This is a genomic window from Mesorhizobium sp. CU3 (genome assembly GCF_006442965.1).
Taxonomy (GTDB): Bacteria; Pseudomonadota; Alphaproteobacteria; order Rhizobiales; family Rhizobiaceae; genus Mesorhizobium.
Genome location: NZ_VFWX01000008.1, coordinates 256503 through 282182, shown reverse-complemented (window position 1 = coordinate 282182; position 25680 = coordinate 256503). Strand labels below are relative to the sequence as shown.

The window sequence follows — 25680 nt, the reverse complement described above, 5'->3', positions numbered from 1 at the left end:
GACCGGCGCTACGAAGCCTTCCTGGCACTGCGGACGGTGGGCCGCAGCAGACGATGAGCAATCGGTAACGAGTCAGCGTTGGAACAGCGATGGGACCTCGAATGGATCGGGCGCCGGTTCCTGCGGTAGCGTGCCTTCGGCGCTGCGCTTCTTGTGATGGGCAAGCGAGCATCGCGGCGAGCACAACAGGCCGCGGTCGCTCCAATAGGCCGGACCCTGTTCGATCTCTCCGTGATAATAGTTGAAGCCCGGCGCCCGATAGGGCAGCCCGCATTCGATACAGCGATAGGCGTCGGGTCTGGCAAGCATGAGCGTTCCGGTTCGCTTGGTCCGCAGTCACCGGATCATACCAGCCGGGTGGAATTCATCGTAGACATTTTGAGCGGCAGTTGCAGCCTTGAAAGGTGGCCGCCGCCCCTCAGCTTCGTCATCCACGGGCGGAGCGAGGAGCGTAGCGACGCAGCGCAGACCCGAGGATCCATTCCGTGACTTCAAAGCGCCGCTACGGTCCAGAATTCTGCTCCGCTGCACTCTACGGCCAAGGTAACGGCATGGATCCTCGGGTCTGCGCGTCCGCTTCGCTCCCGCTCCGCCCGTGGATGACGAAGTTTAGGCGCTTCGGCTAATCTCCAAAGTCGGCGAGCCACTTGGTTTGGGTCAAAGCGTCGCGAACCTTCGTGATTGGCCGGAGCGCCTGACGCGCGCTAATGCAAAAATCCGCGTGACAAAGTTTGACGTTTACGTAAAAAGAAAGTGCGAGGCCCGCCCAAAGCGTGGTGGCCTCGCTTCGGCCACGCGCCTAGGCTGGCCGGAACAGAGGAGGAAACATGTATCGCGCACCGGTCGAGGATATCGCTTTCACGTTGAAGCACGTCGCGGGGCTGAAGCCGGCGCTCGATTCCGGCGCCTTCGGCGATCTCGGCGAGGACCTAGTCGACGCGATCCTGGCCGAAGCCGGACGTTTCGCCACCGAGGAGGTGGCTCCGCTCCAGAAGATCGGCGACGAGCGTGGCGCGGTGCTGAAGGACGCGGCCGTCACGATGCCGCCCGGTTGGAAGGAGCTTTACCGGCGCTGGATCGAAGGCGGCTGGAATGCGCTGTCGGGACCGGAGGAATATGGCGGCCAGGGTCTGCCGACCATGCTCGGTGTCGCCGCGCTCGAAATGTGGAACTCCGCCGCCATGGCTTTCGGCATCGGCCCGACGCTGACCATCGGCGCGGTGGAAGCGCTCGACAAGCATGCCTCGGAGGAACTCAAGGCCAAGTATCTGGCCAAGCTCGTTTCCGGCGAGTGGATGAGCACGATGAACCTGACCGAGTCGCAGGCGGGCTCCGACCTCGCGGCCTTGCGCAGCCGCGCCGAGCCGGTCGGCGACGGCACCTACCGCATCTTCGGCCAGAAGATTTTCATCACCTATGGCGAGCACAATTTCACCGACAACATCGTGCATCTGGTGCTGGCCAGGCTGCCCGACGCGCCGGCCGGCACGCGCGGCATCTCGCTGTTTTTGGTGCCAAAATTCTTCGTCAATGACGACGGCTCGCTCGGCGCCCGCAACGACGTCTTCTGTTCGGGCCTGGAGCACAAGCTCGGCATCCACGCCTCGCCGACCTGCACGATGATCTATGGCGACGGTTTTCAAGGTGCCGCGCCCGGGGCCATCGGCTGGCTGATCGGCGAGGAGAACAAGGGCCTGGCCTGCATGTTCACCATGATGAACAACGCCCGGCTTTGCGTCGGCATGCAGGGCGTGGCGGTGGCCGAGGCCGCCACGCAAAAGGCGATCGCCTACGCCAATGAGCGCCGCCAGGGTAAGGCGTCCGGCTATTCCGGTTCCGGCATGGCGCCGATCGTCCATCACCCGGACGTGCAGCGCAATCTCTTGACCATGAAGGCTCTGACGCAAATCGCGCGCTCGATCAGCTATGCCTGCGCCCATGCGCTCGACCGCGCCCGCCTCGGCGAGGGCGAGGCGCGCGCCAGATGGCACGACCGCGCAAGCCTGCTGACGCCGCTCGCAAAAGCCTTCTCGACCGATGTCGGCGTAGAGGTCGCTTCGCTCGGCGTCCAGGTGCATGGCGGCATGGGCTTCATCGAGGAGACCGGTGCGGCGGCGCTTTACCGCGACGCCCGCATCGCGCCGATCTATGAAGGCACCAATGGCATCCAGGCGATCGATCTCGTGGCGCGAAAACTGCCACTCGGCGGCGGCGAGCATGTGCATGGCTACATCGGCGAGTTGAAGGCGATGGCCGATGCGGTGCGCACCTCCAATATCGACGGTTTCGGCCGCACCGCCGATAATCTCGACCGCGCGTTGGCCGATCTCGATGAGGCGACGCGTTTCCTGCAGAAGCTCACGGCCGACGGCAAGGCCGACGCCGCGATGGCCGGCGCCACGCCCTATCTGCGCCTGATCTCGCTTGCCGCCGGCGGCGCCTATCTGGCGCAGGGCGGGTTGGCCGATCGCAGCCGCATCGCGCTTTGCCGTTTCTTTGCGGAAAACCTGCTCGGCGAAACGCGCGCGCTGAAGGAGCGCGTCATCGACGGCGCCGAAAGTCTCGCCGCCGCCGGCAAGGCGCTGATTTCAGCCTGACCTTCACAAGGGAAAAATCGTGACCGACCATATCCTCATCGAGCGCCGGGGCGCCGTGCAGATCATCCGGATGAACAGGCCGGACAAGAAGAACGCGCTGACCCGCGCCATGTACGCGAAAATGTCGGCCGCGCTTGCCGAGGGGGACGCCGATCCGGCGGTGCGCGTTCACGTATTCCTCGGCGTTCCCGGCGCCTTTTCTTCCGGCAACGACCTCGCCGATTTCCTGGTCATCGCCACCGGCGGCGAAGGTGGCAACGAGGTCTGGGATTTCCTGATGGCCCTGGCCAAATCGCAAAAGCCAATGGTGTCCGGCGTCGACGGCATTGCCGTCGGCATCGGCACCACGCTCAACCTGCATTGCGACCTAACCTTTGCAACGCCGCGCACGCTCTTCCGCACGCCCTTCGTCGATCTCGGCCTGGTGCCGGAGGCCGGCTCCAGCCTGATCGCCCCGCAACTCCTGGGACGCCAGGGCGCCTTCGCACTGCTCGGCCTTGGCGAAGGCTTTTCGGCCGAGCGCGCCAAGGCTGCTGGGCTGATCTACGAGGTGGTCGCGGAAGACGCGCTGGAAAGCGCGGTGATGGCGGCCGCCGACGACATCGCCGCCAAGCCGCCGCAGGCGCTGAAGATCGCGCGCGACCTGATGCGCGAGCCCCGCGAGGAACTGGTCGCGCGCATCAAGGTCGAAAGCGAGCATTTCCGCGAGCGCCTGACCTCCGCCGAAGCACGCGCCGCGCTCACCGCCTTCATGACCAGGAAGAAGGGCTGACCGTCAGGGATAAAGCCGCTCTTTGTCCCAGCCGCCGGCGGCATTGCGCGAAAAGACCAGGCGGTCATGCAGCCGGAACGGCCGGTCGTGCCAGAACTCGATCGCCTGCGGCAGGATGCGGAAGCCCGACCAGTGCTTTGGCCGCGGGATCTCGCCGATGGCGTAGCGCGCCGTGTATTCGGCCACCGCCTTCTCCAGCGCGAAGCGGCTTTCCAGCGGCCGCGACTGTTTCGAGGCCCAGGCGCCGATGCGGCTGCCGCGCGGCCTTGTCGCGTAATAGGCGTCGGCCTCGGCGTCGGTCACGATTTCGACAGGACCGCGTATGCGCACCTGGCGGCGCAGTGATTTCCAGTGGAAGCACATCGCCGCCTTCATGCTGCCAAGAATTTCGCGGCCCTTGGCGCTCTCGAAATTCGTGTAGAAGACAAATCCCCTCTCGTCGAACCCCTTGAGCAGCACCATCCGCACATCAGGCATGCCGTCGGCATCGACGGTCGCCAGGGCGACGCCGTTGGCGTCGTTGATCTCGCTTTTGGTGGCATCTTCCAGCCATTCGGCAAAGAGCTTGAACGGCTCTGCCGCCTCGGTGAAGTCACCTGTTGTTAACTCAGTTTCGGTCATAGTTATTCGAATTTTTACCGTTGCGGGAGGAGTTTGCCTGTTGTCGCGCATCATGCAAGCTTTTGACAGCGGGCAACGGAGCGTTATCGCTTCGGCCAGTGTCAAGGCTGTGGTCGTGGCACTGGCTTTGCCGCTCGCGGCCTGCGGCGCCGGCGGTTTCAGCCTGGAGAAGGCCGAGGTCGACCGTTCGATCATCACTTCCAGCACCCCGTCCGCGCCCGCTGCCCCGGCTCTCAGCGACAAGGATTCCGACCAGACCACCATCGGCAACGCCGTCTCTTCCGCCGACATCAAGGAGCTTGGCGGTCAGTCGGTGCCATGGGCCAATTCCGGCACCGGCTCGCGCGGCGCCATCACCGAGCTGGTCGAACTGAAAGACACCGGCCTGACCTGCCGCCGCTTCACCGCCACGCGCGAAAGCTTCGATGGTGTCGCGCTCTACAGGGGCGAGCTGTGCATGGCCGAAGCCGGCGGCTGGCATATGCAGGAATTCAAGGCGCTCTGATTTTGGGCGCTCTGACTGGGGCACTCCGATTTTCGTGCGCCAATCCCTCTTGCGCCACTGGAATTTCTTCCTATGCGAGCGCATATAGGGGGCGACCCATGAATTCATTCTCTTTTGCAGGCAGGAAGCATGCGCGACCCCTATGAGGTGCTGGGCGTTGCAAAGAACGCATCGGCCAAGGACATAAAATCGGCCTACCGCAAGCTCGCCAAGAAGCATCATCCGGACCAGAACCCGAATGATCCCAAGGCGAAGGACCGTTTTGCCGCCGTCAACCAGGCTTACGAGGTCGTCGGCGACGAAAAGACGCGCGGCGCCTTCGACCGCGGCGAGATCGACGCCGACGGCAAGCCGAAATTCCAGGGCTTTGAGGGTGCAGCCGGCGGCGATCCGTTTGCCGGGTTCCGCCGTCAGCAAGGCCCCGGCGCCTCGCATTTCGAATTCCGCTCGGGGCGTCCCGGCGGCGATCCGTTCGACGGCAACAGCGACATTTTCAGCCAGATCTTCGGCGATGCCTTTTCCGGCGCGCGCGGCGGCGGCAGGGGCGGCGACCGCCGCCAGCCCGCCCAGGCAGCCGATTTGAACGTCACGCTCGACGTCTCCATCGAGGAGGTGGCCGCCGCCGACAAGGTGACGGCGATGTTCCCCGACGGCCGCAAGGTCGCGGTCAAGCTGCCCGCCTATGTCGAGGACGGCCAGACCATCCGGCTCAAGGGTCAGGGCGAGCAGGGGCCGGGCCAGCCGGGCGATGCGCTGGTCAAGATCCACATCCGCCGCCATCCGCGCTACCGCATCGAAGGCCGCGACCTGCATGTCGATCTTCCGGTCGATTTGGCCGACGCGGTGCTCGGCGCCAAGGTGGCTGTCGAGACGCCGACCGGCAAGCTGGCGGTCAACGTGCCGGCATGGTCGAGCTCTGACAAGGTGCTGCGCCTCAAGGGCCGGGGCCTGCCGGAAAAAGCCGGCGGCCAGGGCGATCTCTACGTCCATGTGCGGCTGATGCTGCCGGAAGGCGGCGATGCGGAGCTTGAAGCCCTGATGCGCCGCCAAAAAGGCTGATCGGGTCTGTTTTCTCTTCCCGGCAGTCCGTTTTGAAAGCTTGAAGGGGCTTTGTGCCTGTGCGATAGGGCTCTCCACGAAGCATTCTATTCTTGCGGAGAGCTTGCACATGGCGGGTGGACAGGGCCTGATGGCCGGTAAGCGGGGCCTCATCCTCGGCGTCGCGAACAATCGGTCGATCGCTTTCGGCATCGCCAAGGCTTGCGTCGATCACGGCGCCGAAATCGCGCTGACCTATCAGGGCGAGGCGTTCAAGAAGCGCGTCGAGCCGCTGGCAGCCGAGCTCAACGCGCATGTCGCCGGCCATTGCGACGTCACCGATCCGGAAAGCCTCGACGCCGTCTTTGCCGACATTGCCAAGCACTGGGGCAAGCTCGACTTCCTCGTCCATGCCATCGCCTTCTCCGACAAGGACGAGCTCACCGGCCGCTATGTCGAGACGACGCGCGACAATTTCCTGCGCACCATGGACATCTCCGTCTATTCCTTCACCACCATCGCCAAGCGCGCCGAGCCGCTGATGACCGATGGCGGCTCGCTGTTGACGCTGACCTATTACGGCGCCGAGAAGGTGATGCCCCATTACAACGTCATGGGCGTCGCCAAGGCGGCACTGGAGGCCAGTGTGCGCTATCTGGCCGTCGACCTTGGCGCCAAGAAGATCCGCGTCAATGCGATCTCAGCCGGTCCGATCAAGACGCTCGCCGCCTCCGGCATCGGCGACTTCCGCTACATTTTGAAGTGGAACGAGTACAATTCGCCGCTGAAGCAGACGGTGACGCAGGAAGAGGTCGGCGATTCCGGCGTCTACTTCCTGTCGGACCTGTCGCGCGGCGTCACCGGCGAAGTCCACCATGTCGATTCCGGCTACCATGTTGTCGGCATGAAGGCGGTCGACGCGCCGGACATCTCGACCGTCAAGGACTGATCCGCTCTCCGCCTATCTCTCCGTCCAGGCCCTCCGGAAGACCTGATGTATCCGCTCGTCTACATCGCGCGCCACGGCCAGACTGCGTGGAATGCCGAGCACCGCCTGCAGGGCCAGGCCGACACGGACATCAATGCGCGCGGCCGCGACCAGGCGGCCCACAACGGCCGGCAACTGGCCGCGCTGATCGGCAAAGGCGCGGATTTCGATTTTGTCGCAAGCCCGATGCGCCGCACGCGCGAGACGATGGAATTGATGCGCGCAGCGATGGGGCTTGATCCGCTCGCCTACCGCACCGATCCGCGCCTGGTGGAATTGAGCTTCGGCGACTGGCAGGGCCACACCTTCGCCGAGCTCGAAGAGCGTGTCCCGGGTTCGACCGACGGCCGCCGCGCCGCCAAATGGGATTTCCAGCCGCCCGGCGAGGGCGCCGAAAGCTATGAGATGCTGCTCGAGCGGGTAAAGCCCTGGTTCGACGCGCTGCGTCAGCCCACGGTCTGCGTCACCCATGGCGGCGTCATCCGCTGCTTCTTCCGCTTCGTCGCCGGCCTATCCAAGCGCGAAGCGGCCGGCCTCGAGGTCCCGCAGAACCGGCTGCTGCGGCTGGAGGGCCGGAGTCTGCATTGGTTGTAAAGAACGCGGCGTGGCGAATTCAGGTCAGGCCGAGTCGGAGTCGAAGACGGGCGCGAAGCGACCAAACTGGGTGGGCTCCGAGAACCGGAGCGGAGCGTACTTTTCGTACGTGAGCACCGGAAGCGCAGGAAGCCGCCATTTGCAGGCCGGCCTCACCTGAATTTAGTTCTGGTCGCTGTCGGGCAACTGCATATCCGTCACGACATTCTCGCCATTGCTGACGTCATAGGCGATGACGATGTCCATGCCGGGCTTGAGCGAGTCGATATCGGTCTCGGCGTTGAGCTTATAGGACTTGCCGTCGTCGAGCGTCAGCGTCAGCGTGTCCTTGTCGATCTTCTTGATCAGGCCTTCGGTCTGGCCGGCGAATGCGGCGGCGGTGGAAATCAAAAGCATGGCGCAGGCGGCGCCAATCAGGGTACGCATCGTCGTCCTCTTTGGTCATTGCGCCGGCTGGTTTGCGGCGGGTCCTCAACGGCGGATGGGAAGAGAGCAGAAACCAACCGAATGTGTCAAAACTAAAACCGCCACATCACGCTTTGATCCACCGGAACAGCGTTTGACCGCTGTGGAAAACGCCAATAGAAGCACGCGTGCAGCGCCGCGAACCCTTTTGGCGAGCAACGGACGCTGCACCACATAAGGTTGCCGGCTTTGCCGCCGGGCAGGGCGCGTTTCATGTCTCATAACACCTTCGGCCATCTCTTCCGCGTCACCACCTGGGGTGAAAGCCATGGCGCAGCGCTCGGCTGCGTTGTGGATGGCTGCCCGCCCGGCATCCGCTTCAAGCGCGAGGATATCCAGGCCGAGCTGGACCGGCGCCGCCCCGGGCAGTCGCGTTTTGTCACCCAGCGCCGCGAGCCGGACGAGGTCAAGATCCTGTCGGGCTTCATCCTCGACGAGGACGGCGAGACGATGATCACCACCGGCACGCCGGTTTCGATGATGATCGAGAATGTCGACCAGCGTTCGAAGGACTATGGCGAGATCGCCCGCCAGTATCGTCCCGGCCATGCCGACTACACCTACGACATCAAATACGGCGTGCGCGATTATCGCGGCGGCGGCCGCTCCTCGGCGCGCGAGACTGCGGCCAGAGTGGCGGCAGGTGCCTTGGCGCGTAAGGTCGTGCCGGGCATGGTGGTGCGCGGCGCCCTGGTCGCGATGGGCGAGAAGTCGATCGATCGCGCCAACTGGAGCTGGAATTTCGTCGGCGACGCCGAAAACCCGTTCTTCACGCCGGATCCGGCCTCGGTCCCGATCTTCACCCAGTATCTCGACGGCATCCGCAAGGCCGGCTCTTCGGTCGGCGCCGTGATCGAGATCGTCGCCGACGGCGTGCCGCCGGGCCTCGGCGCCCCGATCTATGCCAAGCTCGACCAGGACATCGCGTCGGGGCTGATGTCGATCAACGCCGTCAAGGGCGTCGAGATCGGCAATGGTTTCGAGGCCGCGCGCATCACCGGCGAACAGAATGCCGACGAGATGCGCATCGGCAACGACGGCAAGCCGGTGTTCTTGTCCAACTATGCCGGCGGCATCCTTGGCGGCATCTCGACCGGACAGCCGATCATTGCCCGCTTCGCCGTCAAGCCGACCTCCTCGATCCTGACCCCGCGCCAGTCGATCGACAAGGACGGCAAGGATGTCGAGGTGATGACCAAGGGCCGTCATGACCCCTGCGTCGGCATCCGCGCCGTGCCGATCGGCGAAGCCATGGTTGCCTGCGCGATCGCCGATCATTATCTGCGGCATAGAGGACAGACGGGGAAGTAGGGGAGTAGGGGAGTAGGGGAGTAGGGGAGTATGTTACCCCGACTGCCAACACAGCCAAAATTTTCCTTTTCCCTACTCCCATACTCCCTTATTCCCCTACTCCCCTAGCGAGCTAGCGAGCGTCCGATGCCTTACGACCAGAAGAAAATCGTCGAAGCGATCCGCGCCTTCGAGCGCGGCGAGATCGTCGTCGTCATGGATGATGACGGGCGCGAGAACGAGGGCGACCTGATCGTCGCCGCCGTCCACTGTACGCCGGAAAAGATGGCTTTCATCGTCCGCAACACGTCGGGCATCGTCTGCACGCCGATGCCGCGCGAGGAGGCTAGGCGCCTGAACCTGGCACCCATGGTGGCGGACAATGATTCCGCCCATACCACCGCCTTCACGGTCAGCGTTGATTTCAAGCACGGCACCACCACCGGCATCTCGGCGGACGATCGCACGCTCACCGTGCGCAACCTCGCCAATGGTAATGTCGGCGCCTCCGATTTCGTGCGCCCCGGCCACATCTTCCCGCTGATCGCGCGCGAGGGCGGCGTCCTGATGCGCTCCGGCCACACGGAAGCCGCTGTCGACCTCTGCAAGCTCGCCGGCCTGCCGCCGATCGGCGTCATTTCCGAGCTGGTCAATGACGACGGTACCGTCAAGCGCGGGCCTGAAGTCCAAGCTTTCGCCGAGCAGCATGGCCTGAAGCAGGTATCGGTCGCCGATCTCATCGCCTACCGCCAACGCAAGGAAACGCTGGTCGAGCGTGTCGCTTGCTCCGACATCAACACGCTTGGCGGCAAGGCGCAGGTCTTCACCTACACGCTGCCCTGGGATTCCATGCACCACGTCGCGGTCGTCTTCGGCGACATCCGCGACGGCGAGGAGGTGCCGGTGCGCCTGCATTCGGAGGATGTCGTCACCGACGTCTTCGGCACCAGCCATCGGCTCGACGCCATCATGAAGGCAATGGGCGAGCGCAGGCGCGGCGTCATCGTCTATCTGCGCGAAGGCTCCGTCGGCGTCGCCCATCAGGAGCGCAAGCGTCCGCAGAGCGGTGACCGCGAGGACCACGAGGAAGCGCGCCGCCGCGAGAACGAGTGGCGCGAGATCGGCCTCGGCGCCCAGATCCTCAAGGACCTCGGCATTTCCTCGATCAACCTGATCGCCTCGCGCGAGCGCCACTATGTCGGCCTCGAAGGCTTCGGCATCCACATCGCCAAGACCGAGATTCTCTGACACTTCGCGCGGCGGGCTTTGCAATGGCGGCGTCACTGCCCTTGAGCCAGCGCAGCGCGCGATTGCTGTTGCGGCGACCGAAGCAAGTCGATCTCGATTTCGTGGTAGACCTCTTTTCGCGGCCCGAGCTCGTGGCGCATCGCCCCGATCCGACACCGGACACGTCGCAGCAGAGCGCCGCGCGGCTTGCCCGCGACATCGACCACTGGAACAGGCGCGGCTTTGGCCGCTGGGCGGTCGAGGCGGAGGGCAGGCTGGTCGGATTCGGCGGCATCACCGTCTCGAACGACTTCGACGGCCTGAACCTTTCCTACCATCTCCATCCCGATAACTGGGGCCAAGGCTATGCCAGCGAACTGGTCCTGGAGGCGTTGCGTACGGCATTCCTGACCTTGGAGGCGGAGCGTGTGATCGCCTTGGCGCGACCGGCCAATCCGGCCTCGCGCCGCGTGCTGGAGAAATGCGGCTTCGCCTTCGACAGGGAGGTCATGCTGCACGGCGCGCCGACGGGGCTCTTCATCATCACGGCGGCGAGCTATTCGGGGCGACGGCCGGCCTGACGCCATGCCGGCCGTGGGGGTTACTCCGCCGGCACCACCGCCTCACCCTTGTCCACGTCGCAATCGTCCGTCGCCAGCCTGCATTGCCCGGCGAGAACCGTGGCGAAAGCGATCGCGCCTGCCGCCACCGAGACCCAGAACCCATTCTGCGGCCCGAAAGTGTCGACCATCCAGCCGGCGGCGAAGGAGCCCAGCGCCATGCCGATGCCGATGCCGGTCGTCACCCAGGTGACGCCTTCGGTGAGCATTGCCGCCGGCACGTGCCGCTCGATCAGCCCGAAGGCGGTGATGAAGGTCGGCGAGATCGCCACGCCGCTGACGAAAACAGCAAGCGCCAGGGCCGGCACCGTGTCGGCAAAGAGCAGTGGCAGCGTGGTGAGCGCGACGACGCCGACAGCGACGGCCAACTGCCGCTGCAGCGCCGCCTTGAGACTGAGCGCGCCGATGATGATGCCGACCACGAAGGACCCCAGCGCATAGACGCCGATGACAAGGCTCGCGGCTTCGGGCTGACCGAGCGCCTTGGTGATAGCGACGGTGGTGACTTCCGTGGTGGCGAAGGTCGCGCCGACGAAGATGAGCGCGAAGGTGATGATCTGCACCGGGCGCAGGCGGATCGCCGAACCGGCCACGCCATGCTCCGCCGGCCGGACAGGAGGCTCGGACGAGCGCTGCAGCAGGAAGGCCGCCACGCCAAGCGCCAGAAGCAGTGTGCTGACCACCATGCCGGCTTCAGGGAAGAGTGCTGCGCTCAAGCCCACCGACAGCGAGGCTCCGGCGACATAGACCAGTTCGTCCGCGGCGGATTCGAAGGCGAAGGCGGTGTTGAGCTCAGGCCGATCGCGAAAAATCTCGGTCCAGCGTGCTCTCACCAGCGCCGGAATGCTCGGCATGGCGGCGGCAAGCAGCGCCGACAGGAACAAGCTCCAGACCGGCCAGTGCTGGTTGGCCGCCACGACCAGCACTGCGAAGGCAAGCACCGAGATAAGCGTCGTCGGAAACGCGATCGCGGTCTGGCCGCGCTGGTCCACCCATCGCGATATCTGCGGTGACAGAAACGCATTAACCAGCGCGTAGGTCGCCGAGACGGCACCCGCCAGCCAATATTCGCCATGTGTCTGCGACAGCATGGCCACGATGCCGATCGGCGCCATGGCGATGGGCAGCCGCGCGATGAAGGCCGCCGCGGCGAAGCCTTTGGTGCCGGGAACCCGGAAGATGTCCGAATAGGGATTTCGCATGGTCCTGCTCCTCGACAAGGGTGCATAGCACAATTACATACGGGGCGTATGAATTTCAGGTAGTTCATACGCCCCGTATGTCAATTGGCATACGTTGCGTATGTGAATAGGGCCAGCGCATGCACAGACCGCGCAAGGAGATGATCGCCGAGACCCGTGCCAAGCTGATCGCGGCGGCGCGCCAGGCCTTCGGCACGATCGGCTATGCCGAGGCCTCGATGGACGATTTCACCGCGTCGGCCGGTCTCACGCGCGGCGCGCTCTACCATCATTTCGGCGACAAGAAGGGCCTGCTGCAGGCGGTGATCGCCGAGATCGATGGCGAAATGGCCGCGCGCGTCAACGAGGTGGCGTCGAAGGCGCCGACCCGCTGGCAGCATTTCGTCGACGAATGCACCACCTATATCGAGATGGCGCTGGAGCCGGAAATCCAGCGCATCATGTTCCGCGACGGCCCGGCGGTGCTGGGCGACCCGGCGCAATGGCAAAACGCCAACGCCTGCGTCGCCTCGATGACCGATCACCTGACAGCGCTGCAGGAGGAGGGGGTGGTCGTTGCCGATCTCGATCCGGAGACGGCGGCCCGGCTGATCAACGGCGCCAGCAGCCAGGCTTCGCAGCGCATCGCCAACGCCAAGGATCCGGCGGCGACGTCGAAAAAGGCCATTGCGGCCTTCAAGCAACTGCTGGAGGGTCTGCTTAAGAAGACCTGACCACACGCCAATGAACCCGACCGTCGGGCTTGTGCACCGGTTTTGCGCGGCGCACGCCGTGGCCGCAATTGACTTTCGCGGCCTTGGGCGCATCTTCTCCCGCCAACTCTAGGGGTGTGGAGAGTCGGGGCCATGTGGGACTTCAGCATCGGCAGGTCGGTGTCCATCATGATGCGGACATGGCCGTTCATCGTCTTTCGCATGATCGTCTATTTCGGCATCACGGTCGCCTACATCATGGCGACCGGCACGGGCGCCAGCGTCGGCTACGGCGTCGGTCATATCTCCACCGATCCTGACGGGCCGACATCCTTTGCCTTGTGGGGCGGCGTTGTCGGCTTCGGCATCGTCTCGATCGCCGTCTACTGGATCCGCGAATACATCCTCTATGTGCTGAAGGCCGGCCACATCGCCGTCATGGTGCATCTGATCGACGGCCGCGACGTTCCGGACGGCCAGGGCCAGATCGCCTATGCCAAGCAAGTGGTGACCCAGCGCTTCGCCGAGGCCAACATCCTTTTCGTCGTCGACCAACTGGTCAAGGGCGCCATCCGCGCCATCACCGGCCTGATCGGCGGCATCGCCGCCTTCCTGCCCATTCCGGGCCTGAGCGGCCTGGTTAGCTTCATCAACACGGTGATCCGCCTGTCGCTGACCTATGTTGACGAGATCATCCTCGGCTACAACATCCGCATCAATTCGAACTCGCCCTTCGAGACGGCGCGGCAAGGCGTCGTGCTCTACGCGCAGAATGGCAAGCACATGGTCAAGAACGCCGTCTGGCTGGCGGTGATCATGTGGGTCGTGTCCTTCGTCATCTTTCTGTTGATGCTAGCGCCCGCGGCAGCGATCCTGTGGGTCATGCCCGGACAGCTCGCCGGCTGGGCCTTTGTGCTGGCCATCGTCTTTGCCTGGGCCTTCAAGGCTGCCTTCATCGAGCCCTTCGCCATCGCCTCGCTCATGCAGGTCTATTTCGACGCCATCGAAGGCCAGGTGCCCAACCCGGAATGGGACAGCCGCCTGGCCGAGGCGTCGTCGAAATTCCGGGAGTTGCGCGACAAGGCGCTTGCCTCCTTCGGCGGCAACTCGCGCTGGGACGCGCCCCGGGCGGCTTGATCAGCTTCTCGTCGCGTTTTCGCCGCCAAGCCTTTCGATCGCCGACTTGAGCGTCGCCTCGCCGGCGCCGCGAAAGGTCTCGCTCATCACCAACTCGGGCAGCGGCAGGCGCTTGCCCCAGCCATGCGCTTCCAGGTCCGGCTTCGGCGCAAACTCCGAGACCCGGCCGACGCAGAGATAGGCGATTGGCGTGACATGTTCGGGGATCGACAAGAGCCGCTTCAGCGCCTCGGTTTCGATGATGCTGACCCAGCCGACGCCGACGCCCTCGGCTCGTGCCGCCAGCCAGAAATTCTGCACGGCGCAGACGGTGCTGTAGAGGTCCATTTCCGGATTGTGCCAGCGCCCGAGCGGCGAGTCTTTCGAGCGCTGCCGGTCGCAGGTGATGCAAAGATTGAGCGCGCTTTCGCAGATGCCTTCGAGCTTCAGCTTACTGTAAAGCGCCTGCCGCTCAGCCTCGATGGCCGGCAGTTCCTTTTCGCGCGCGGCGAGGAACAGGTCGCGCACCTGCCGCCGCCGTTCCGCGTCGCGGATGACGATGAAATTCCACGGCTGCATGTAGCCGACCGACGGCGCGTGGTGGGCGGCGGTGAGCAGCCGCGCCAGAACGCAATCGTCGAGATCGTCGGGAGTAAAATGGCTGCGCACGTCGCGCCGGGTGAACATCGCCCGGTAGACGGCGTCGCGCGCCAATTGGTCAAAGTCATCGCCGCCGACGGCGAGCGCCTGTGCTTGCATCGCTTTTCCCCTGCGATAAGCAATCCTGCGCCTGACCAAGCGCAAGACCATGTCTGCCGGGCCGGTCTTCTGGCTCGGGATCGACCCGCCTCCGGCGCCTTCCCGTCTTTCGACAGTGGCTTTGCCGGCGCGGTCCCCCTTACAGCGTTGGGCACGCCACGGAATAAAACCGTGTTCCCGATTCTCCCGCGTCGCGGGCACCAGGCAGCGACGCGACCTTACCGCGAAGCGCGGGCCGCGCCAATGGCGCGGGCGACATGGCCTGACGCAATTTTCCCCAGCCATTCCGTTTCCAAACATGGTCATTGCGGCCACAGGTGCCTAGATTAGGCGCCATGACAACCCGTCTCTACACGCACCCGATCTTCCTGGAACACGTCACGCCGCCCGGCCATCCTGAAAGGCCCGACCGTCTGCGCGCCATCGAACGCGTGCTCGACGACGAGGCTTTTTCGGCGCTCGACCGCGTCAAGGCGCCGGAGGGCGATGAGGCAACGATTCTCTATGCGCATCCCGAGGATCACGTCGAGCGCGTTCGCGCGGCGATCCCGGAGAGCGGCATCGCCTTGATCGACGCCGACACCAGCGCCAGCCCGAAGAGCTGGCAGGCCGTGGTGACGGCGATCGGCGCCGCCAATGCGGCGGTCGACGACGTCTTCGAGGGCCGCGCCGCCAACGTCTTCGTCGCCGCCCGTCCGCCGGGCCATCATGCCGAAAAGACCACGGCGATGGGCTTTTGCCTGTTCAACACGGCGGCCATCGCCGCCCGCTACGCGCAGAAGAAGCATCAGGCCGAGCGCGTCGCCATCGTCGACTGGGACGTCCATCACGGCAACGGCACGCAGGACATCTTCTGGGACGATCCGTCGGTGCTCTATTGCTCGACGCACCAGATGCCGCTCTATCCGGGCACCGGGGCCAAAAGCGAGACCGGCGCCGGCAACATCGTCAACGCGCCGCTGGCGCCGCGCACCGGCAGCGACCTGTTCCGCGACGCCTTTCTGTCGCGCGTGCTGCCTTCGATCGACGCCTTCGCGCCCGACTTGATCATTATTTCCGCCGGTTTCGACGCGCATCATCGCGACCCGCTGGCCGAGATCAACCTGACCGAGGATGATTTCGACTGGGCGACCGGGCAATTGATGGAGCGCGCCGGCCGCCATAGCGGCAATCGGCTCGTCAGCCTGCTGGAAGGCGGCTACGATCTGCAGGGACTGGCATTTTCAGTCGCCGCCCATGTCGGGCGGCTGATGAAGGGATAAGTGATGGCAGTGGAAGGCAATGAGGACGTCAAGGCGATGAGCTTCGAGCAGGCGCTCGACGCGCTGGAGAAGATCGTCGATGATCTGGAGCGCGGCGACGTCCCGCTCGACCAGTCGATCAGGATCTATGAGCGCGGCGAGGCGCTGAAGGCGCATTGCGACCGGCTCTTGAAGGCGGCCGAGGACAAGGTCGAGAAGATCAGGTTGTCGCGCGACGGCAAGCCGGTAGGAACGGAGCCGCTCGACGCGGAATAGTTGAAAGACGGTGAGGCAAAGCTAGCAAGGTAAGGAGTTCAAGCCATGTGCCGCAACATCAAGACCCTGGCCAATTTCGAACCGCCGGCAACCAATGACGAGGTGCATGACGCGGCGCTTCAGTTCGTGCGCAAGCTGAGCGGGTCGACCAAACCCTCAAAGCGCAACGAGCACGCCTTCCATCACGCCGTCGAAGCGATCGCCGCCATCGCGCGCGAATTGATCGACTCGCTCGAGACCAACCAGGAGCCGCGCAACCGCGAGGAAGAGGCGGCCAAGGCAAAAGCCAGGTCGGCGCTGCGTTTCGCTTGAGGGCCTGGCCATGAGCTTCTTTCCGGGAAACGATCCTGAGCCCGGCGACGCCTTCGCCTGCGACCAGATCGAACTGATGGTCGTGCCCAACGCCAAGGACATTGGCGGCTTCGAGGTGCGCCGCGCTCTGCCGACGGCAAAACGCCGACTGGTCGGGCCGTTCATCTTCTTCGACCGCATGGGCCCGGCCATCCTGCGCGCCGGCACCGCGCTCGACGTGCGCCCGCACCCGCATATCGGGCTTTCCACCGTCACCTATCTGTTCGACGGCAAGATCAGGCACCGCGATTCCCTCGGCACCGAAATGGTGATCGCGCCAGGCGACGTGAATTTGATGACCGCCGGCCGCGGCATCGTCCATTCCGAGCGCACGCCGGAAGAGTTGCGCGGCGCGCCGATGTCGATCTCCGGCCTGCAGACCTGGCTGGCGCTGCCGGACGGCAAGGAGGAAGTCGCGCCGATCTTCGAGAACACCGCGATGATCCGCCTGCCCGAGATCGATGCCGAAGGCATCAAAGGCCGGGTGGTCATCGGCGAATTCTCAGGCCTGCGCTCGCCGGTCGCGACGGCGTCGGAGACGCTCTACGCCGATCTCAGCCTGGCGGCCGGCGCCAGCGTCCAAATCCCCGCCGATGCCGAGGAACGCGCCATCTACACGCTCCAAGGTGAGGTTTCTATCGCCGGCGACCGCTTCCCGGCCGAGCGGCTTCTTGTGTTCAAGCCGGGCGAGGAGATCGTCGTCTCGTCCGAACGCGGCGCGCATTTCATGCTGTTCGGCGGCGCCTCGCTGGGCTCCAAGCGGTACATCTGGTGGAATTTCGTCTCCTCCTCGAAAGAACGCATCGAGCAGGCCAAGCAGGAATGGAAGACAGGGCGCTTCGATATCGTTCCTGGTGATGAGGAAGAGTTCATTCCGCTGCCGGAAAGCTAAGGTTTGCCGTGTATCCGCGTCACTGACGCGCATTTACATTCGCCCGCTAGCGGCCTATGCCGCGCATGATTATGGCGCAATTTTCTGGTAGCGCCGTGTTTGATCAATTGAAGCAGGACGCGCCCGAGTGAAGCCAGACACGCCGCTGCTCGACAAGGTCCGCATCCCGGCGGACTTGCGAACGCTTGACGAGAGCGAGCTCCCGCAGCTCGCCGCCGAGCTGCGCGCCGAGCTGATCGACGCGGTGTCGCAGACCGGCGGCCACCTCGGCGCCGGCCTCGGCGTCGTCGAGCTGACGGTCGCGCTGCACTATGTCTTCAACACGCCGGATGACCGGCTGATCTGGGATGTCGGCCACCAGGCCTATCCGCACAAGATCCTGACCGGGCGCCGCGACCGCATCCGCACGCTGCGCCAGGAAGGCGGCCTGTCCGGCTTCACCCGGCGGGCCGAGAGCGAATACGACCCGTTTGGCGCAGCGCACTCCTCGACCTCGATTTCGGCCGGACTCGGCATGGCCATGGCGCGCGACCTGTCGGGCGGCCGCAACAATGTCATTTCCGTCATCGGCGACGGCTCGATGTCGGCCGGCATGGCCTTCGAGGCCTTGAACAATGCGGGTGCGCTGGATGCCCGCCTCATCGTCATCCTCAACGACAACGACATGTCGATCGCGCCGCCGACCGGCGCGATGAGCGCTTATCTGGCCAGGCTGGCGTCAGGCAAGGCCTATCTCGGCCTGCGCGATTTCGGCAAGAAGCTGACCTCCTATCTCGGCAAGCGCGCCGACCGCGCCATCACCCGCGCCGTCGAGCATGCGCGCGGCTACGTCACCGGCGGCACGCTGTTCGAGGAGCTCGGCTTCTATCATATCGGCCCGATCGACGGGCACAATCTCGAGCACCTGATCCCGGTCTTGAAGAACGTCCGCGACAATGGCGACGGCCCGGTGCTCATCCATGTCGTGACCCAGAAGGGCAAGGGCTATGCGCCGGCGGAAGCCGCCGCCGACAAATATCACGGCGTCAACAAGTTCGACGTCATCACCGGCGCGCAGGCCAAGGCGCCGGCCAATGCGCCGGCCTACACCAAGGTTTTCGCCGAAAGCCTGATCCAGGAAGCGCGCGACGACGAGCGCATCGTCGCCATCACCGCCGCCATGCCGACCGGCACCGGCCTCGACCTGTTCGGCGAGGTGTTTCCGTCCCGCACCTTCGATGTCGGTATCGCCGAGCAGCATGCGGTGACATTCGCCGCCGGGCTGGCCACCGAAGGCTACAAGCCTTTTGCCGCCATCTACTCGACCTTCCTGCAGCGCGCCTACGACCAGGTCGTCCATGACGTGGCGATCCAGAAATTGCCGGTGCGCTTTCCCATCGACCGCGCCGGCTTCGTCGGCGCCGACGGCGCCACCCATTGCGGCGCCTTCGACACCACCTTCCTCACGACGCTGCCGGGCTTCGTTGTCATGGCCGCCGCCGACGAGGCGGAACTTCGCCACATGGTGCGGACCGCGGCATCCTATGATGACGGCCCGATCGCCTTCCGCTATCCACGCGGCAACGGCGTCGGCGTCGACATGCCGGAACGCGGCGAGGTGCTCGACATCGGCAAGGGCCGCATCCTGAAGGAGGGCACCAAAGTAGCGCTGCTGTCCTTCGGCACGCGGCTGCAGGATTGCCTGGTGGCAGCCGAGGAACTCGGCGCCGCCGGCCTCTCCACCTCTGTCGCCGATGCGCGTTTCGCCAAGCCGTTGGACGAGGATCTCATCCGTCGGCTCGCACGCTCGCATGAAGTGCTGGTGACGGTGGAAGAGGGCGCCATCGGCGGCTTCGCCAGCCAGGTGTTGCATTTCCTCGCTCATGAAGGCCTGCTCGAAAGCGGCCTCAAGGTGCGTCCGCTGGTGCTGCCGGACGTCTTCACCGACCATGCCAAGCCCGAGAAGATGTACGCGGATGCCGGCCTGGATTCGGCCGGCATCGTGCATACGGTCTTTGCCGCGCTCGGGCGAGGCGTCCAGGCGCAGCGCGCCTGAATCAAGTTCTTAACTGTTTAAATTGCTTTGCCGGCTTTTGCTGGTAAGCTTCTGTTAACGCTTTCGTTTGTTGGTTTGCTTACCTTGTCCCTTGGTCGTTTTTCAACGGCGCCCTGCTAGGTTTCGACCAAGGCAGGGGCTAAAACCAATGAAATCGTTTCTGTGCGGCATGGCCCTCTTGGCGGCCAGCGTTGCGCCGGCGGCAGCCGAAATGCGCTATGACCGCAACCTCGAAAAGGCGGTGACGGATATCGTCGCCGCCAAGATGGGCGCCATCCGTGGCGGCTTTTCCTACAAGCAGGTGCCGCAACTGGTGGTGATCCCCGAAGTCGCACCGGCCGCGCCCGCTCCGGTTGAGCCGCGCAAGCAGGCCGCCAACAATGACGGCTTGATGCCGGCCGTGGAGCGCCGCGTCTCGCGGATCGTGTTCTAGAACCACATATCGCGCACGCAGCGCCCATCGCGCGGCAAATCGTCGAAACTGTCGAGGCCATCGAAATGGTCGATCGGCAGGTCGGCGACGGCCTCGGGCGGCGCCAGCCTGACATTGACGGCAATGCGCGTGCGGCCGCTCTTGCCCTGGCGCAGGCCGCGCCAGGCGAGCACGCAGGCGCAGGTCGGACAAAACAGGATCTCCAGCGCGGGATCGGCCTTCTCGGCGCGGGTGTAGGAACTGACCGGCCCGAAAACCTGGATGCGCTCGTCGACATAGTCGTAGGCCCAAAGCGTGCCGTAGCGGCGGCAGAGCGTGCAGTTGCAGGCCGTGATCGGGCCGGGGTCGCCTTCCAGCGTCCAATGGGCTTTTCCGCAATGGCAGGTTCCCTTCAGCATCGGTCCTCCATTCGCTTGCCGCCTTGCCGGCATTGTGCAGGAGAGCCATGGCGGTGGGCAAGCGCCAACAGCCTTGCCTTCGCGCCCGGCATTCGCCAATGAAGGCCGATGAGTTCCCCTTTGCCAGCCAGCCAGCGCCAGCGGCTCGACGAACTGCTCGTCGGGCGCGGCCTGTTCGCCAGCCGCTCGCGCGCCCGCGACGCGGTCGAGCGCGGCACGGTGAGCGTCGACGGCTCGGTTGCCCGCAAGCCCGGCCAACCTGTCGCGGCAGACTGCGTGGTCGCGATCGACGACCCGGCACAGGCCTATGTCTCGCGCGCGGCGCTGAAGCTGATCGCCGGCCTCGACCGTTTCGGCTTTGATCCGTCGGGCAGCGAAGCGCTCGACATCGGCGCCTCGACCGGCGGCTTCACCCAGGTGCTGCTCGAACGCGGTGCCGCCCATGTCTTGGCGATCGATGTCGGCCATGGCCAGATGCATCCTGACATTGCCGGCGACCCGCGCGTGAGTCTGGTCGAGGGGCTGAACGCCCGCGACCTGACCATCGCCGATCTCGGTGGCCGCGCGTCGGATTTCCTGGTCTGCGACGTCTCCTTCATCTCGCTGAAGCTGGCGCTGCCGCCGGCATTGGAGCTGGTGGGCGAGGGCGCCAGGGCAATCCTGCTCGTCAAGCCGCAATTCGAGGCCGGGCGCGAAGCGATCGGCAAGGGCGGCCTGCTCAAGGATCCGGCCGATGCCGAACGCGTCGCTGCCGAACTGCGCTACTGGCTGGCCTCCATTCCCGGCTGGCGTGTGCTCGGTCTGCACCCGTCGCCGATCGAAGGCGGCGACGGCAACCGCGAATTCCTGCTTGCCGCGATCAAGGACGCAGGATCGCGATGAGTACGCGCTTCACCATCGCCAGGCTTGGTTCGCAGGGCGACGGCATCGCCGTTGCGGAAGGCGGCGAAGTCTTCATCCCCTTCACGCTGCCGGGCGAAACGGTCACCGCCGCACGCCAGAAGGACCGTGCGACCTTGATGTCGGTGCTGGAAGCCTCGCCGCTCAGGATCGATCCGGCCTGCCGCCATTTCAGCGAATGCGGCGGCTGCGCGCTGCAGCACTACGAGGCCGATGCCTACCGGCAGTGGAAGCGCGAGCGCGTCGTGCAGGCGTTGAAGGGCAAGGGCATCGCTTGCGAGGTCGGCGCGCTGGTGCCGTGCGAACCGCACAGCCGCCGCCGCGTCACCTTCAGCGCCAGGCGCACCGAGGCCGGCATGCTACTCGGCTTCGTTCGCGCGCTGTCTTCGGAAATCATTGCGATCGAGGAATGCCCGATCTCGTTGCCGGCGATCGTTGCGTTGCTTGATCGCTTGCGCAGGCTGGCCGACCTGGTCTGCGCGACGCCAAAGGCCTTCCACATGACGGTGACGGCCACCGCGTCCGGCCTCGACGTCGCCGTCCATGACGTCGGCAAGCTCGGCGACAACCAGCGCCGCATCGCCTCCAACTTCGTCATGGCAGAGGGATTTGCGCGGCTTTCCGTCGACGGCGAGATCATCGTCGAGCCGAAAAAGCCGGTGGTGCAGTTCGGATCGGTCGCCGTGGCCGTGCCGCCCGGCGCCTTCCTGCAGGCGACCGAGGCCGCCGAGCAGACGATGGCCGGCCTGGTCGGCCACCATCTGTCGCGGGCCAAGAAGGTGGCCGACCTGTTCGCCGGTTGCGGCAGCTTCGCGCTGAGACTGGCGGTAAAGTCGGAAGTCCACGCCGTTGAAGGCGATGCGCCGGCGCTCGCCGCGCTCGACCGCGCCTTCCGCTTCGCCAGCGGCCTGAAACGCGTGACCAGCGAGCGCCGCGACCTGTTCCGCCGGCCGCTGACCTTCAAGGAGTTGAACGCCTTCGACGGCATCGTCTTCGACCCGCCGCGCGCCGGCGCAGAGGACCAGTCGAAGCAGATCGCGCGCTCCGAGGTGCCGCTGGTCGCGGCCGTTTCCTGCAATCCGGTGACATTGGCGAGGGACCTGCGCATCCTGCTCGACGGCGGCTACCAACTGAAGAGCGTCACGCCGATCGACCAGTTCCTGTGGTCTGCGCATGTCGAGGCGGTCGCGCTGCTGGAGAAGCCGAAGCGCCGCCGCTAGAGCATGATGCCGAACCGGAGTCAGATCAGGATGGCGATCTAACGAAACGTCATGATCTGTTCACGCACCCGGCGGAAATCATCACTTTTCCTTGAGACCACCGGTTCCGCGCGTCCTGGCCGGGAACGCGCCTGAATCGCGCCGCAAAGCCGCCCTTTTGCACGCCCCTAGTCCGCCCGGCTGGCATTGCTCCAGCGTCGTTTGCCTTGACAGATGGGAAGTCTCAGATGCGGACGCTACAAAAACTCCTCGGTTTGTCTATTCTCTTTGTGCTTGTCGCCGGTTCGGCGACAGGCGCGATGGCGCAGGGCGAAAAACGCCTCGCCTTCGTCATCGGCAATGCCGCCTATGCTTCCGGCGCGCTGGCCACGTCCGCCAACGATGCCGGCCTGATCGCGCAGACCTTGCAGGCGGCGGGCTTCGATGTCGTCGGCGCGCGCGACGTCGATCAGGAATCGCTGCGCGGCGCTTACCGCGATTTCCTTGCCAAGGTCTCGGCCGCCGGTCCCGACGCCGTCGTCTTCGTCTATCTTGCAGGCCACGGCGCCCAGTTTGAGGGCGCCAACTACTTCCTGCCGGTCGATGCCAAGATCGCCAATCCGGCCGACGTGCCGCTGCAGGCGGTAAGGGTCTCCGACCTGACCAGCCCGCTCGCCGCGCTGCCGAACAAGGTCAACATCGTCGTGCTCGATGCGGCGCGGCCGAACGACTTTCCGCAGTCGAGCCAGCCGCTGGCCGGTGGCCTGGCGCTGGTCGATCCCGACCCGAACATGCTGATCGCCTTCAATGCCGCGCCGGGAACGGCGGCGCCTGAGGGCAAAGGCCCCTATGGCGCCTATGCGCAGGCTCTGGCCGAGATGATCCGCGACGGCGGCCTGTCGCTCGACGATCTGTTCGACCGCACAAGATTGCGCGTCAACGAGGCGACGCAAGGCGCCGAAGTGCCGTGGGATGCTTCCAAGATCACGACGCCCTTCGTCTTCTTCGATCGTTCTGCCGATGCTCCGCCGCCTAAAGTATCCGAGGCGCAGGCCGTTGCCGACCGTACCAGGGAAATCCGCGACTTCGACGCGCATGATGCCTATATGGCGGCGCTCGATCGCGACACGCTGCGCGGCTATGAGGATTTCCTCGTCGCCTATCCGCACGACCCGATGGACAAGCGCGTGCGCGCCATCATCGCGGCGCGGCGCGAGGCGATCACCTGGCGCCAGACCTGGCTGCGCGACACGCCCGAGGCTTATTGGTCCTATCTCGACCGCTATCCGCACGGGCCGCATGCCTGGGATGCGCGCCGCCGCCTCGAACATTTCGAGGCAGCACTCGAGCCGCCGCCGAGCTTCGCCATGATCGCCTATGACGTGCCGCCGCCGCCGCCGGAGGAGATCGTCTATGTCGACCGTCCGGTGCTCTATTTCGACGATCCCGACTATGATTTTGCGCCGCCGCCGCCGGTCGCGGTGGTGTTCCTGCCGCCGCCTCCGCCGGGATTCGTTGTGCTGGCGCCACCGCCACCGCCAGTCGGCATCTTCGTGCTGCCGACGCCCGTCTTCGTGCCGCTGGCGCGCTGGATCAACCCGCCGCATGACATCGTGCCGCCGCCGGACAACATCATCTTCAACAACATCCACAACACGACCGTCATCAACAACACCACGATCAACGAGAACCAGGGCGGCGGCCTGACCACCGGCCAGAAGCTGACCGCCGGTGCGGTCGGGGTGGGCGCAGCCGCTTTGGCTGCCAAGGTGGCGCTGCCGCCGCTGCTGCAGAAGCGGGCGGTACTCCAGCAGGGCAAGCAGCCCGGCCTGGCAACGCCGCTGTCGAAGACGCTTGCGACCGAGCATGCTCTGCCCGGCGCCGACGGCAAGACGCTGCCGCTGGTCAACGGCAAGATGCTGCCCTTGGTCAACGGCAAGCCGGCGGTGGCTGACAGCCACCTGAAGACGCTTGGCAAGCAGGGCGAGATCGTCACCGGACAAGGCGGCCAGCAAGGCAAGGACAAGCTCCACAGGCTGCCCACCGTCAATGGCGCGCCGGCCGCGAACGGAACGGCCGGCCAGGACAAGCTCGGCAAGAACACGACGGTTCTGTCGGATCAGAACGGCGGCAAGCCGAAGAAGCTGACGCGCAAGGATCTGGCCGCCGGCCAGGTCGGTGTCCCGAACGGCCAGGGCGCCGGCCCTGGCAATGGCGGCGACAGGGGCAAGAAGCTCCGCAAGCTGACGAACACCGGCGGTGACTCCGCCGCCGTCCATGTCCAGCACGACATCAAGCTCGACAAGCCGAAGATGCAGGTCCTGTCCAGGCAGGACCGACCGCAGTTCCACGCGCAGCCGAAGCCTCATCCGCAGGAGCGGCGTCTGCCGCAAATGGCCAGGCAGTCGGTCAAGAAGCCCGTCTGCGGACATCCGGGCGAGCCGCCGTGTAAGCGATAGGCTGTCGCGGAAACGGGTTCTGGGGAGGGCGATCGCATAGGGCGCTCCCCCACTCCCGCGGCTTGATTGCCAGGTGGTTCCCTCAATCCGTCGCTGCTTCGCAGCGCCACCTTTCCCCCTCCGGAGGGAAAGGAAGGGAGCTTTGCTGGTTGGGCGTTGACGGCAAAAGCTTGGCGCCTTTCCTCTACCCCATCGATCGGGGGAGAGGTGGCTCGGCGCGAAGCGCCGAGACGGAGTGGGGGTCGACTAGCGCCCACGAGGGGGCAATCAATCGGCCCAAAATGTCACAAACTATGGGTCGTGCAGCCTATGAGTTCGGCAGCCGCTTTGCCGTCCCGCCGCGCTGGTTGATCGACACCCAGGTGTTGGGGTTCTGCTGCGATTGGCGTTTGACGAAGTAATAACCGGTGGCGTTCCAGGGCCTGACCTCGTCGACGAGATTGTCCAGGATCATATCGCCCTTGTCAGTCTTCACCGTCAGGATGGTGTGGCCTTCGCCATCGAGGTCGCGCACCACTGTCATCAGCAGCGCTTGACGCGGAAAGCCAGCTTCCAGCAGAAGCTTGCGCTTGTAGAGCGCATAGATCTTGCAGTCGCCCTTGCCGTCCGTCGGATAGTCCCAGTGGTCGACCATCGTGCCCCAGTGGTCGAAATTGCTGACCGGCTTGATGGAGCGGTTTGCCTTAAGGTTGATGCGTCGCATCGTGCTTAGTTTCTGTGCCGTCAGCTTGACGCTCGTCGCCGGCAGTGCCGGCACTTTGCATTCCTTCGGGTGGCGATGGCAGAAGTCGAGCCAGCCATAGGGGACGCTGGTGCTGCCCCCGACCGCGGCGGAATCAGCCGTTTGTGACGATGTTCGCTTGAACCATGTCGACTGCGCCGCCGCTGCCGGACCGGCTTGCAACGAGATCGCACCAACGAAACCAACGAGGAAAGACGAAGTCAGGACGCCAGGCAAACGCCGCATTGCCAACACCACCGCATCGAAGGGACCGGCTCGGATATAAGAC

General features: G+C 65.1%; 27 protein-coding genes and 1 riboswitch. Of the genes, 20 read left to right on the top strand and 7 right to left on the bottom strand.

Annotated elements, in window-relative coordinates; genetic code table 11:
- Positions 1–72: 72 nt before the first annotated feature.
- Positions 73–309 (bottom strand): hypothetical protein, encoded by a 237-nt coding sequence (locus tag FJ988_RS15050; protein WP_140818954.1) that lies wholly within the window; start codon positions 307–309, stop codon positions 73–75.
- A 518-nt stretch (positions 310–827) separates the two neighbouring features.
- Here FJ988_RS15050 and FJ988_RS15045 point away from each other — a divergent pair.
- A complete protein-coding gene (locus FJ988_RS15045; RefSeq protein WP_140818953.1) occupies positions 828–2597 on the top strand; it encodes an acyl-CoA dehydrogenase in 1770 nt (589 codons plus the stop codon).
- A 19-nt stretch (positions 2598–2616) separates the two neighbouring features.
- Positions 2617–3369: a crotonase/enoyl-CoA hydratase family protein gene (locus tag FJ988_RS15040; RefSeq protein ID WP_140818952.1), complete on the top strand. Its 753-nt coding sequence runs from the start codon at positions 2617–2619 to the stop codon at positions 3367–3369.
- Between the two features lie 3 nt (positions 3370–3372).
- Here FJ988_RS15040 and pdxH read toward each other — a convergent pair whose 3' ends face one another.
- Positions 3373–3990, bottom strand: a complete 618-nt coding sequence (pdxH, locus tag FJ988_RS15035) for a pyridoxamine 5'-phosphate oxidase (protein ID WP_140818951.1) — start codon at positions 3988–3990, stop codon at positions 3373–3375.
- Positions 3991–4030: 40 nt separating this feature from the next.
- Here pdxH and FJ988_RS15030 point away from each other — a divergent pair, with 40 nt between their 5' ends.
- The 4 genes from FJ988_RS15030 (at position 4031) to FJ988_RS15015 (ending at position 7115) form a co-directional block, all read left to right on the top strand.
- Entirely contained in the window at positions 4031–4495 is a 465-nt protein-coding gene (locus FJ988_RS15030; RefSeq protein ID WP_140818950.1) for an RT0821/Lpp0805 family surface protein, read from the top strand.
- 129 nt (positions 4496–4624) lie between these two features.
- On the top strand, positions 4625–5554 hold the full coding sequence (locus FJ988_RS15025; protein ID WP_140818949.1) for a DnaJ C-terminal domain-containing protein: 930 nt from the start codon (positions 4625–4627) through the stop codon (positions 5552–5554).
- 109 nt (positions 5555–5663) lie between these two features.
- Positions 5664–6482, top strand: a complete 819-nt coding sequence (fabI, locus tag FJ988_RS15020; protein ID WP_127229536.1) for an enoyl-ACP reductase FabI — start codon at positions 5664–5666, stop codon at positions 6480–6482.
- Positions 6483–6527: 45 nt separating this feature from the next.
- On the top strand, positions 6528–7115 hold the full coding sequence (locus tag FJ988_RS15015) for a histidine phosphatase family protein (protein ID WP_140818947.1): 588 nt from the start codon (positions 6528–6530) through the stop codon (positions 7113–7115).
- A 162-nt stretch (positions 7116–7277) separates the two neighbouring features.
- On the opposite strand, the gene FJ988_RS15010 is transcribed toward FJ988_RS15015, so the two are convergent.
- Positions 7278–7541 carry a DUF1344 domain-containing protein gene (locus tag FJ988_RS15010; protein ID WP_140818945.1) on the bottom strand — a complete coding sequence of 88 codons (264 nt, stop codon included), beginning with the start codon at positions 7539–7541 and terminating at the stop codon, positions 7278–7280.
- A 252-nt stretch (positions 7542–7793) separates the two neighbouring features.
- Between FJ988_RS15010 and aroC the strand changes: the two genes are divergently transcribed.
- The 3 genes from aroC (at position 7794) to FJ988_RS14995 (ending at position 10678) form a co-directional block, all read left to right on the top strand.
- The gene (gene aroC / locus FJ988_RS15005; RefSeq protein ID WP_140818943.1) at positions 7794–8891 is read left to right on the top strand and encodes a chorismate synthase; all 1098 of its coding nucleotides are present in this window, start codon (positions 7794–7796) and stop codon (positions 8889–8891) included.
- A gap of 126 nt (positions 8892–9017) precedes the next feature.
- A complete protein-coding gene (gene ribB / locus FJ988_RS15000) occupies positions 9018–10118 on the top strand; it encodes a 3,4-dihydroxy-2-butanone-4-phosphate synthase (RefSeq protein WP_140818941.1) in 1101 nt (366 codons plus the stop codon).
- A 23-nt stretch (positions 10119–10141) separates the two neighbouring features.
- Positions 10142–10678, top strand: coding sequence for a GNAT family N-acetyltransferase (locus FJ988_RS14995; RefSeq protein WP_140818939.1), 537 nt, complete (start codon positions 10142–10144; stop codon positions 10676–10678).
- Between the two features lie 20 nt (positions 10679–10698).
- Here FJ988_RS14995 and FJ988_RS14990 read toward each other — a convergent pair whose 3' ends face one another.
- Positions 10699–11919, bottom strand: coding sequence for an MFS transporter (locus FJ988_RS14990; RefSeq protein WP_140818937.1), 1221 nt, complete (start codon positions 11917–11919; stop codon positions 10699–10701).
- Between the two features lie 119 nt (positions 11920–12038).
- Here FJ988_RS14990 and FJ988_RS14985 point away from each other — a divergent pair, with 119 nt between their 5' ends.
- Together FJ988_RS14985 and FJ988_RS14980 are read left to right on the top strand one after the other, a co-directional pair.
- Positions 12039–12632, top strand: coding sequence for a TetR/AcrR family transcriptional regulator (locus FJ988_RS14985; protein ID WP_140818935.1), 594 nt, complete (start codon positions 12039–12041; stop codon positions 12630–12632).
- A gap of 132 nt (positions 12633–12764) precedes the next feature.
- On the top strand, positions 12765–13748 hold the full coding sequence (locus tag FJ988_RS14980; protein ID WP_181183537.1) for a hypothetical protein: 984 nt from the start codon (positions 12765–12767) through the stop codon (positions 13746–13748).
- Here the strand turns inward: FJ988_RS14980 and bluB are convergent, their stop codons facing one another.
- Positions 13749–14486 (bottom strand): 5,6-dimethylbenzimidazole synthase, encoded by a 738-nt coding sequence (gene bluB, locus FJ988_RS14975; RefSeq protein WP_246688552.1) that lies wholly within the window; start codon positions 14484–14486, stop codon positions 13749–13751.
- A gap of 41 nt (positions 14487–14527) precedes the next feature.
- Positions 14528–14706: riboswitch (cobalamin riboswitch) on the bottom strand.
- A gap of 115 nt (positions 14707–14821) precedes the next feature.
- Here bluB and FJ988_RS14970 point away from each other — a divergent pair.
- From FJ988_RS14970 to FJ988_RS14945, 6 genes are all read left to right on the top strand, one after another.
- A complete protein-coding gene (locus FJ988_RS14970; protein WP_140818933.1) occupies positions 14822–15748 on the top strand; it encodes a histone deacetylase family protein in 927 nt (308 codons plus the stop codon).
- Positions 15749–15751: 3 nt separating this feature from the next.
- Complete coding sequence (locus FJ988_RS14965) at positions 15752–16003, top strand: exodeoxyribonuclease VII small subunit (RefSeq protein WP_040991103.1); 252 nt, start codon at positions 15752–15754, stop codon at positions 16001–16003.
- A 45-nt stretch (positions 16004–16048) separates the two neighbouring features.
- Positions 16049–16315, top strand: coding sequence for a DUF2277 domain-containing protein (locus FJ988_RS14960; protein WP_127282518.1), 267 nt, complete (start codon positions 16049–16051; stop codon positions 16313–16315).
- A 10-nt stretch (positions 16316–16325) separates the two neighbouring features.
- On the top strand, positions 16326–17246 hold the full coding sequence (locus FJ988_RS14955; protein ID WP_140818931.1) for a pirin family protein: 921 nt from the start codon (positions 16326–16328) through the stop codon (positions 17244–17246).
- Positions 17247–17373: 127 nt separating this feature from the next.
- Positions 17374–19281 (top strand): 1-deoxy-D-xylulose-5-phosphate synthase, encoded by a 1908-nt coding sequence (gene dxs, locus FJ988_RS14950; protein ID WP_140818929.1) that lies wholly within the window; start codon positions 17374–17376, stop codon positions 19279–19281.
- 148 nt (positions 19282–19429) lie between these two features.
- On the top strand, positions 19430–19714 hold the full coding sequence (locus FJ988_RS14945) for a hypothetical protein (RefSeq protein WP_140818927.1): 285 nt from the start codon (positions 19430–19432) through the stop codon (positions 19712–19714).
- Here the strand turns inward: FJ988_RS14945 and FJ988_RS14940 are convergent.
- Positions 19711–20112, bottom strand: a complete 402-nt coding sequence (locus FJ988_RS14940; RefSeq protein ID WP_140818925.1) for a GFA family protein — start codon at positions 20110–20112, stop codon at positions 19711–19713. The two genes, FJ988_RS14945 and FJ988_RS14940, sit on opposite strands and share 4 nt — an antisense overlap.
- Before the next feature lie 108 nt (positions 20113–20220).
- Here FJ988_RS14940 and FJ988_RS14935 point away from each other — a divergent pair, with 108 nt between their 5' ends.
- From FJ988_RS14935 to FJ988_RS14925, 3 genes are all read left to right on the top strand, one after another.
- Positions 20221–20994, top strand: coding sequence for a TlyA family RNA methyltransferase (locus FJ988_RS14935; protein WP_140818923.1), 774 nt, complete (start codon positions 20221–20223; stop codon positions 20992–20994).
- Positions 20991–22232 carry a class I SAM-dependent RNA methyltransferase gene (locus FJ988_RS14930; RefSeq protein WP_140818921.1) on the top strand — a complete coding sequence of 414 codons (1242 nt, stop codon included), beginning with the start codon at positions 20991–20993 and terminating at the stop codon, positions 22230–22232. The genes FJ988_RS14935 and FJ988_RS14930 overlap by 4 nt, the downstream gene beginning before the upstream one ends.
- Positions 22233–22459: 227 nt before the next feature.
- Positions 22460–24670 (top strand): caspase domain-containing protein, encoded by a 2211-nt coding sequence (locus FJ988_RS14925; protein WP_140818919.1) that lies wholly within the window; start codon positions 22460–22462, stop codon positions 24668–24670.
- Positions 24671–24977: 307 nt separating this feature from the next.
- Here the strand turns inward: FJ988_RS14925 and FJ988_RS14920 are convergent, their stop codons facing one another.
- Entirely contained in the window at positions 24978–25637 is a 660-nt protein-coding gene (locus FJ988_RS14920; protein WP_140818917.1) for a transglutaminase-like cysteine peptidase, read from the bottom strand.
- Positions 25638–25680 lie beyond the last annotated feature (43 nt).

Coding starts and splice junctions, on each gene's coding strand:
- FJ988_RS14925 (WP_140818919.1), top strand. CDS start 22,460: ATGCGGACGCTACAAAAACTCCTCGGTTTGTCTATTCTCTTTGTGCTT.
- bluB (WP_246688552.1), bottom strand. CDS start 14,486: ATGCAAGCACAGGCGCTCGCCGTCGGCGGCGATGACTTTGACCAATTG.
- fabI (WP_127229536.1), top strand. CDS start 5,664: ATGGCGGGTGGACAGGGCCTGATGGCCGGTAAGCGGGGCCTCATCCTC.
- FJ988_RS15025 (WP_140818949.1), top strand. CDS start 4,625: ATGCGCGACCCCTATGAGGTGCTGGGCGTTGCAAAGAACGCATCGGCC.
- FJ988_RS15045 (WP_140818953.1), top strand. CDS start 828: ATGTATCGCGCACCGGTCGAGGATATCGCTTTCACGTTGAAGCACGTC.
- FJ988_RS14930 (WP_140818921.1), top strand. CDS start 20,991: ATGAGTACGCGCTTCACCATCGCCAGGCTTGGTTCGCAGGGCGACGGC.
- FJ988_RS15015 (WP_140818947.1), top strand. CDS start 6,528: ATGTATCCGCTCGTCTACATCGCGCGCCACGGCCAGACTGCGTGGAAT.
- FJ988_RS14985 (WP_140818935.1), top strand. CDS start 12,039: ATGCACAGACCGCGCAAGGAGATGATCGCCGAGACCCGTGCCAAGCTG.
- FJ988_RS14935 (WP_140818923.1), top strand. CDS start 20,221: ATGAGTTCCCCTTTGCCAGCCAGCCAGCGCCAGCGGCTCGACGAACTG.
- pdxH (WP_140818951.1), bottom strand. CDS start 3,990: ATGACCGAAACTGAGTTAACAACAGGTGACTTCACCGAGGCGGCAGAG.
- FJ988_RS14940 (WP_140818925.1), bottom strand. CDS start 20,112: ATGCTGAAGGGAACCTGCCATTGCGGAAAAGCCCATTGGACGCTGGAA.
- FJ988_RS14970 (WP_140818933.1), top strand. CDS start 14,822: ATGACAACCCGTCTCTACACGCACCCGATCTTCCTGGAACACGTCACG.
- FJ988_RS15050 (WP_140818954.1), bottom strand. CDS start 309: ATGCTTGCCAGACCCGACGCCTATCGCTGTATCGAATGCGGGCTGCCC.
- FJ988_RS14980 (WP_181183537.1), top strand. CDS start 12,765: ATGTGGGACTTCAGCATCGGCAGGTCGGTGTCCATCATGATGCGGACA.
- FJ988_RS14920 (WP_140818917.1), bottom strand. CDS start 25,637: ATGCGGCGTTTGCCTGGCGTCCTGACTTCGTCTTTCCTCGTTGGTTTC.
- FJ988_RS14955 (WP_140818931.1), top strand. CDS start 16,326: ATGAGCTTCTTTCCGGGAAACGATCCTGAGCCCGGCGACGCCTTCGCC.
- FJ988_RS14960 (WP_127282518.1), top strand. CDS start 16,049: ATGTGCCGCAACATCAAGACCCTGGCCAATTTCGAACCGCCGGCAACC.
- FJ988_RS14945 (WP_140818927.1), top strand. CDS start 19,430: ATGAAATCGTTTCTGTGCGGCATGGCCCTCTTGGCGGCCAGCGTTGCG.
- ribB (WP_140818941.1), top strand. CDS start 9,018: ATGCCTTACGACCAGAAGAAAATCGTCGAAGCGATCCGCGCCTTCGAG.
- aroC (WP_140818943.1), top strand. CDS start 7,794: ATGTCTCATAACACCTTCGGCCATCTCTTCCGCGTCACCACCTGGGGT.
- FJ988_RS14995 (WP_140818939.1), top strand. CDS start 10,142: ATGGCGGCGTCACTGCCCTTGAGCCAGCGCAGCGCGCGATTGCTGTTG.
- FJ988_RS14990 (WP_140818937.1), bottom strand. CDS start 11,919: ATGCGAAATCCCTATTCGGACATCTTCCGGGTTCCCGGCACCAAAGGC.
- FJ988_RS14965 (WP_040991103.1), top strand. CDS start 15,752: ATGGCAGTGGAAGGCAATGAGGACGTCAAGGCGATGAGCTTCGAGCAG.
- FJ988_RS15010 (WP_140818945.1), bottom strand. CDS start 7,541: ATGCGTACCCTGATTGGCGCCGCCTGCGCCATGCTTTTGATTTCCACC.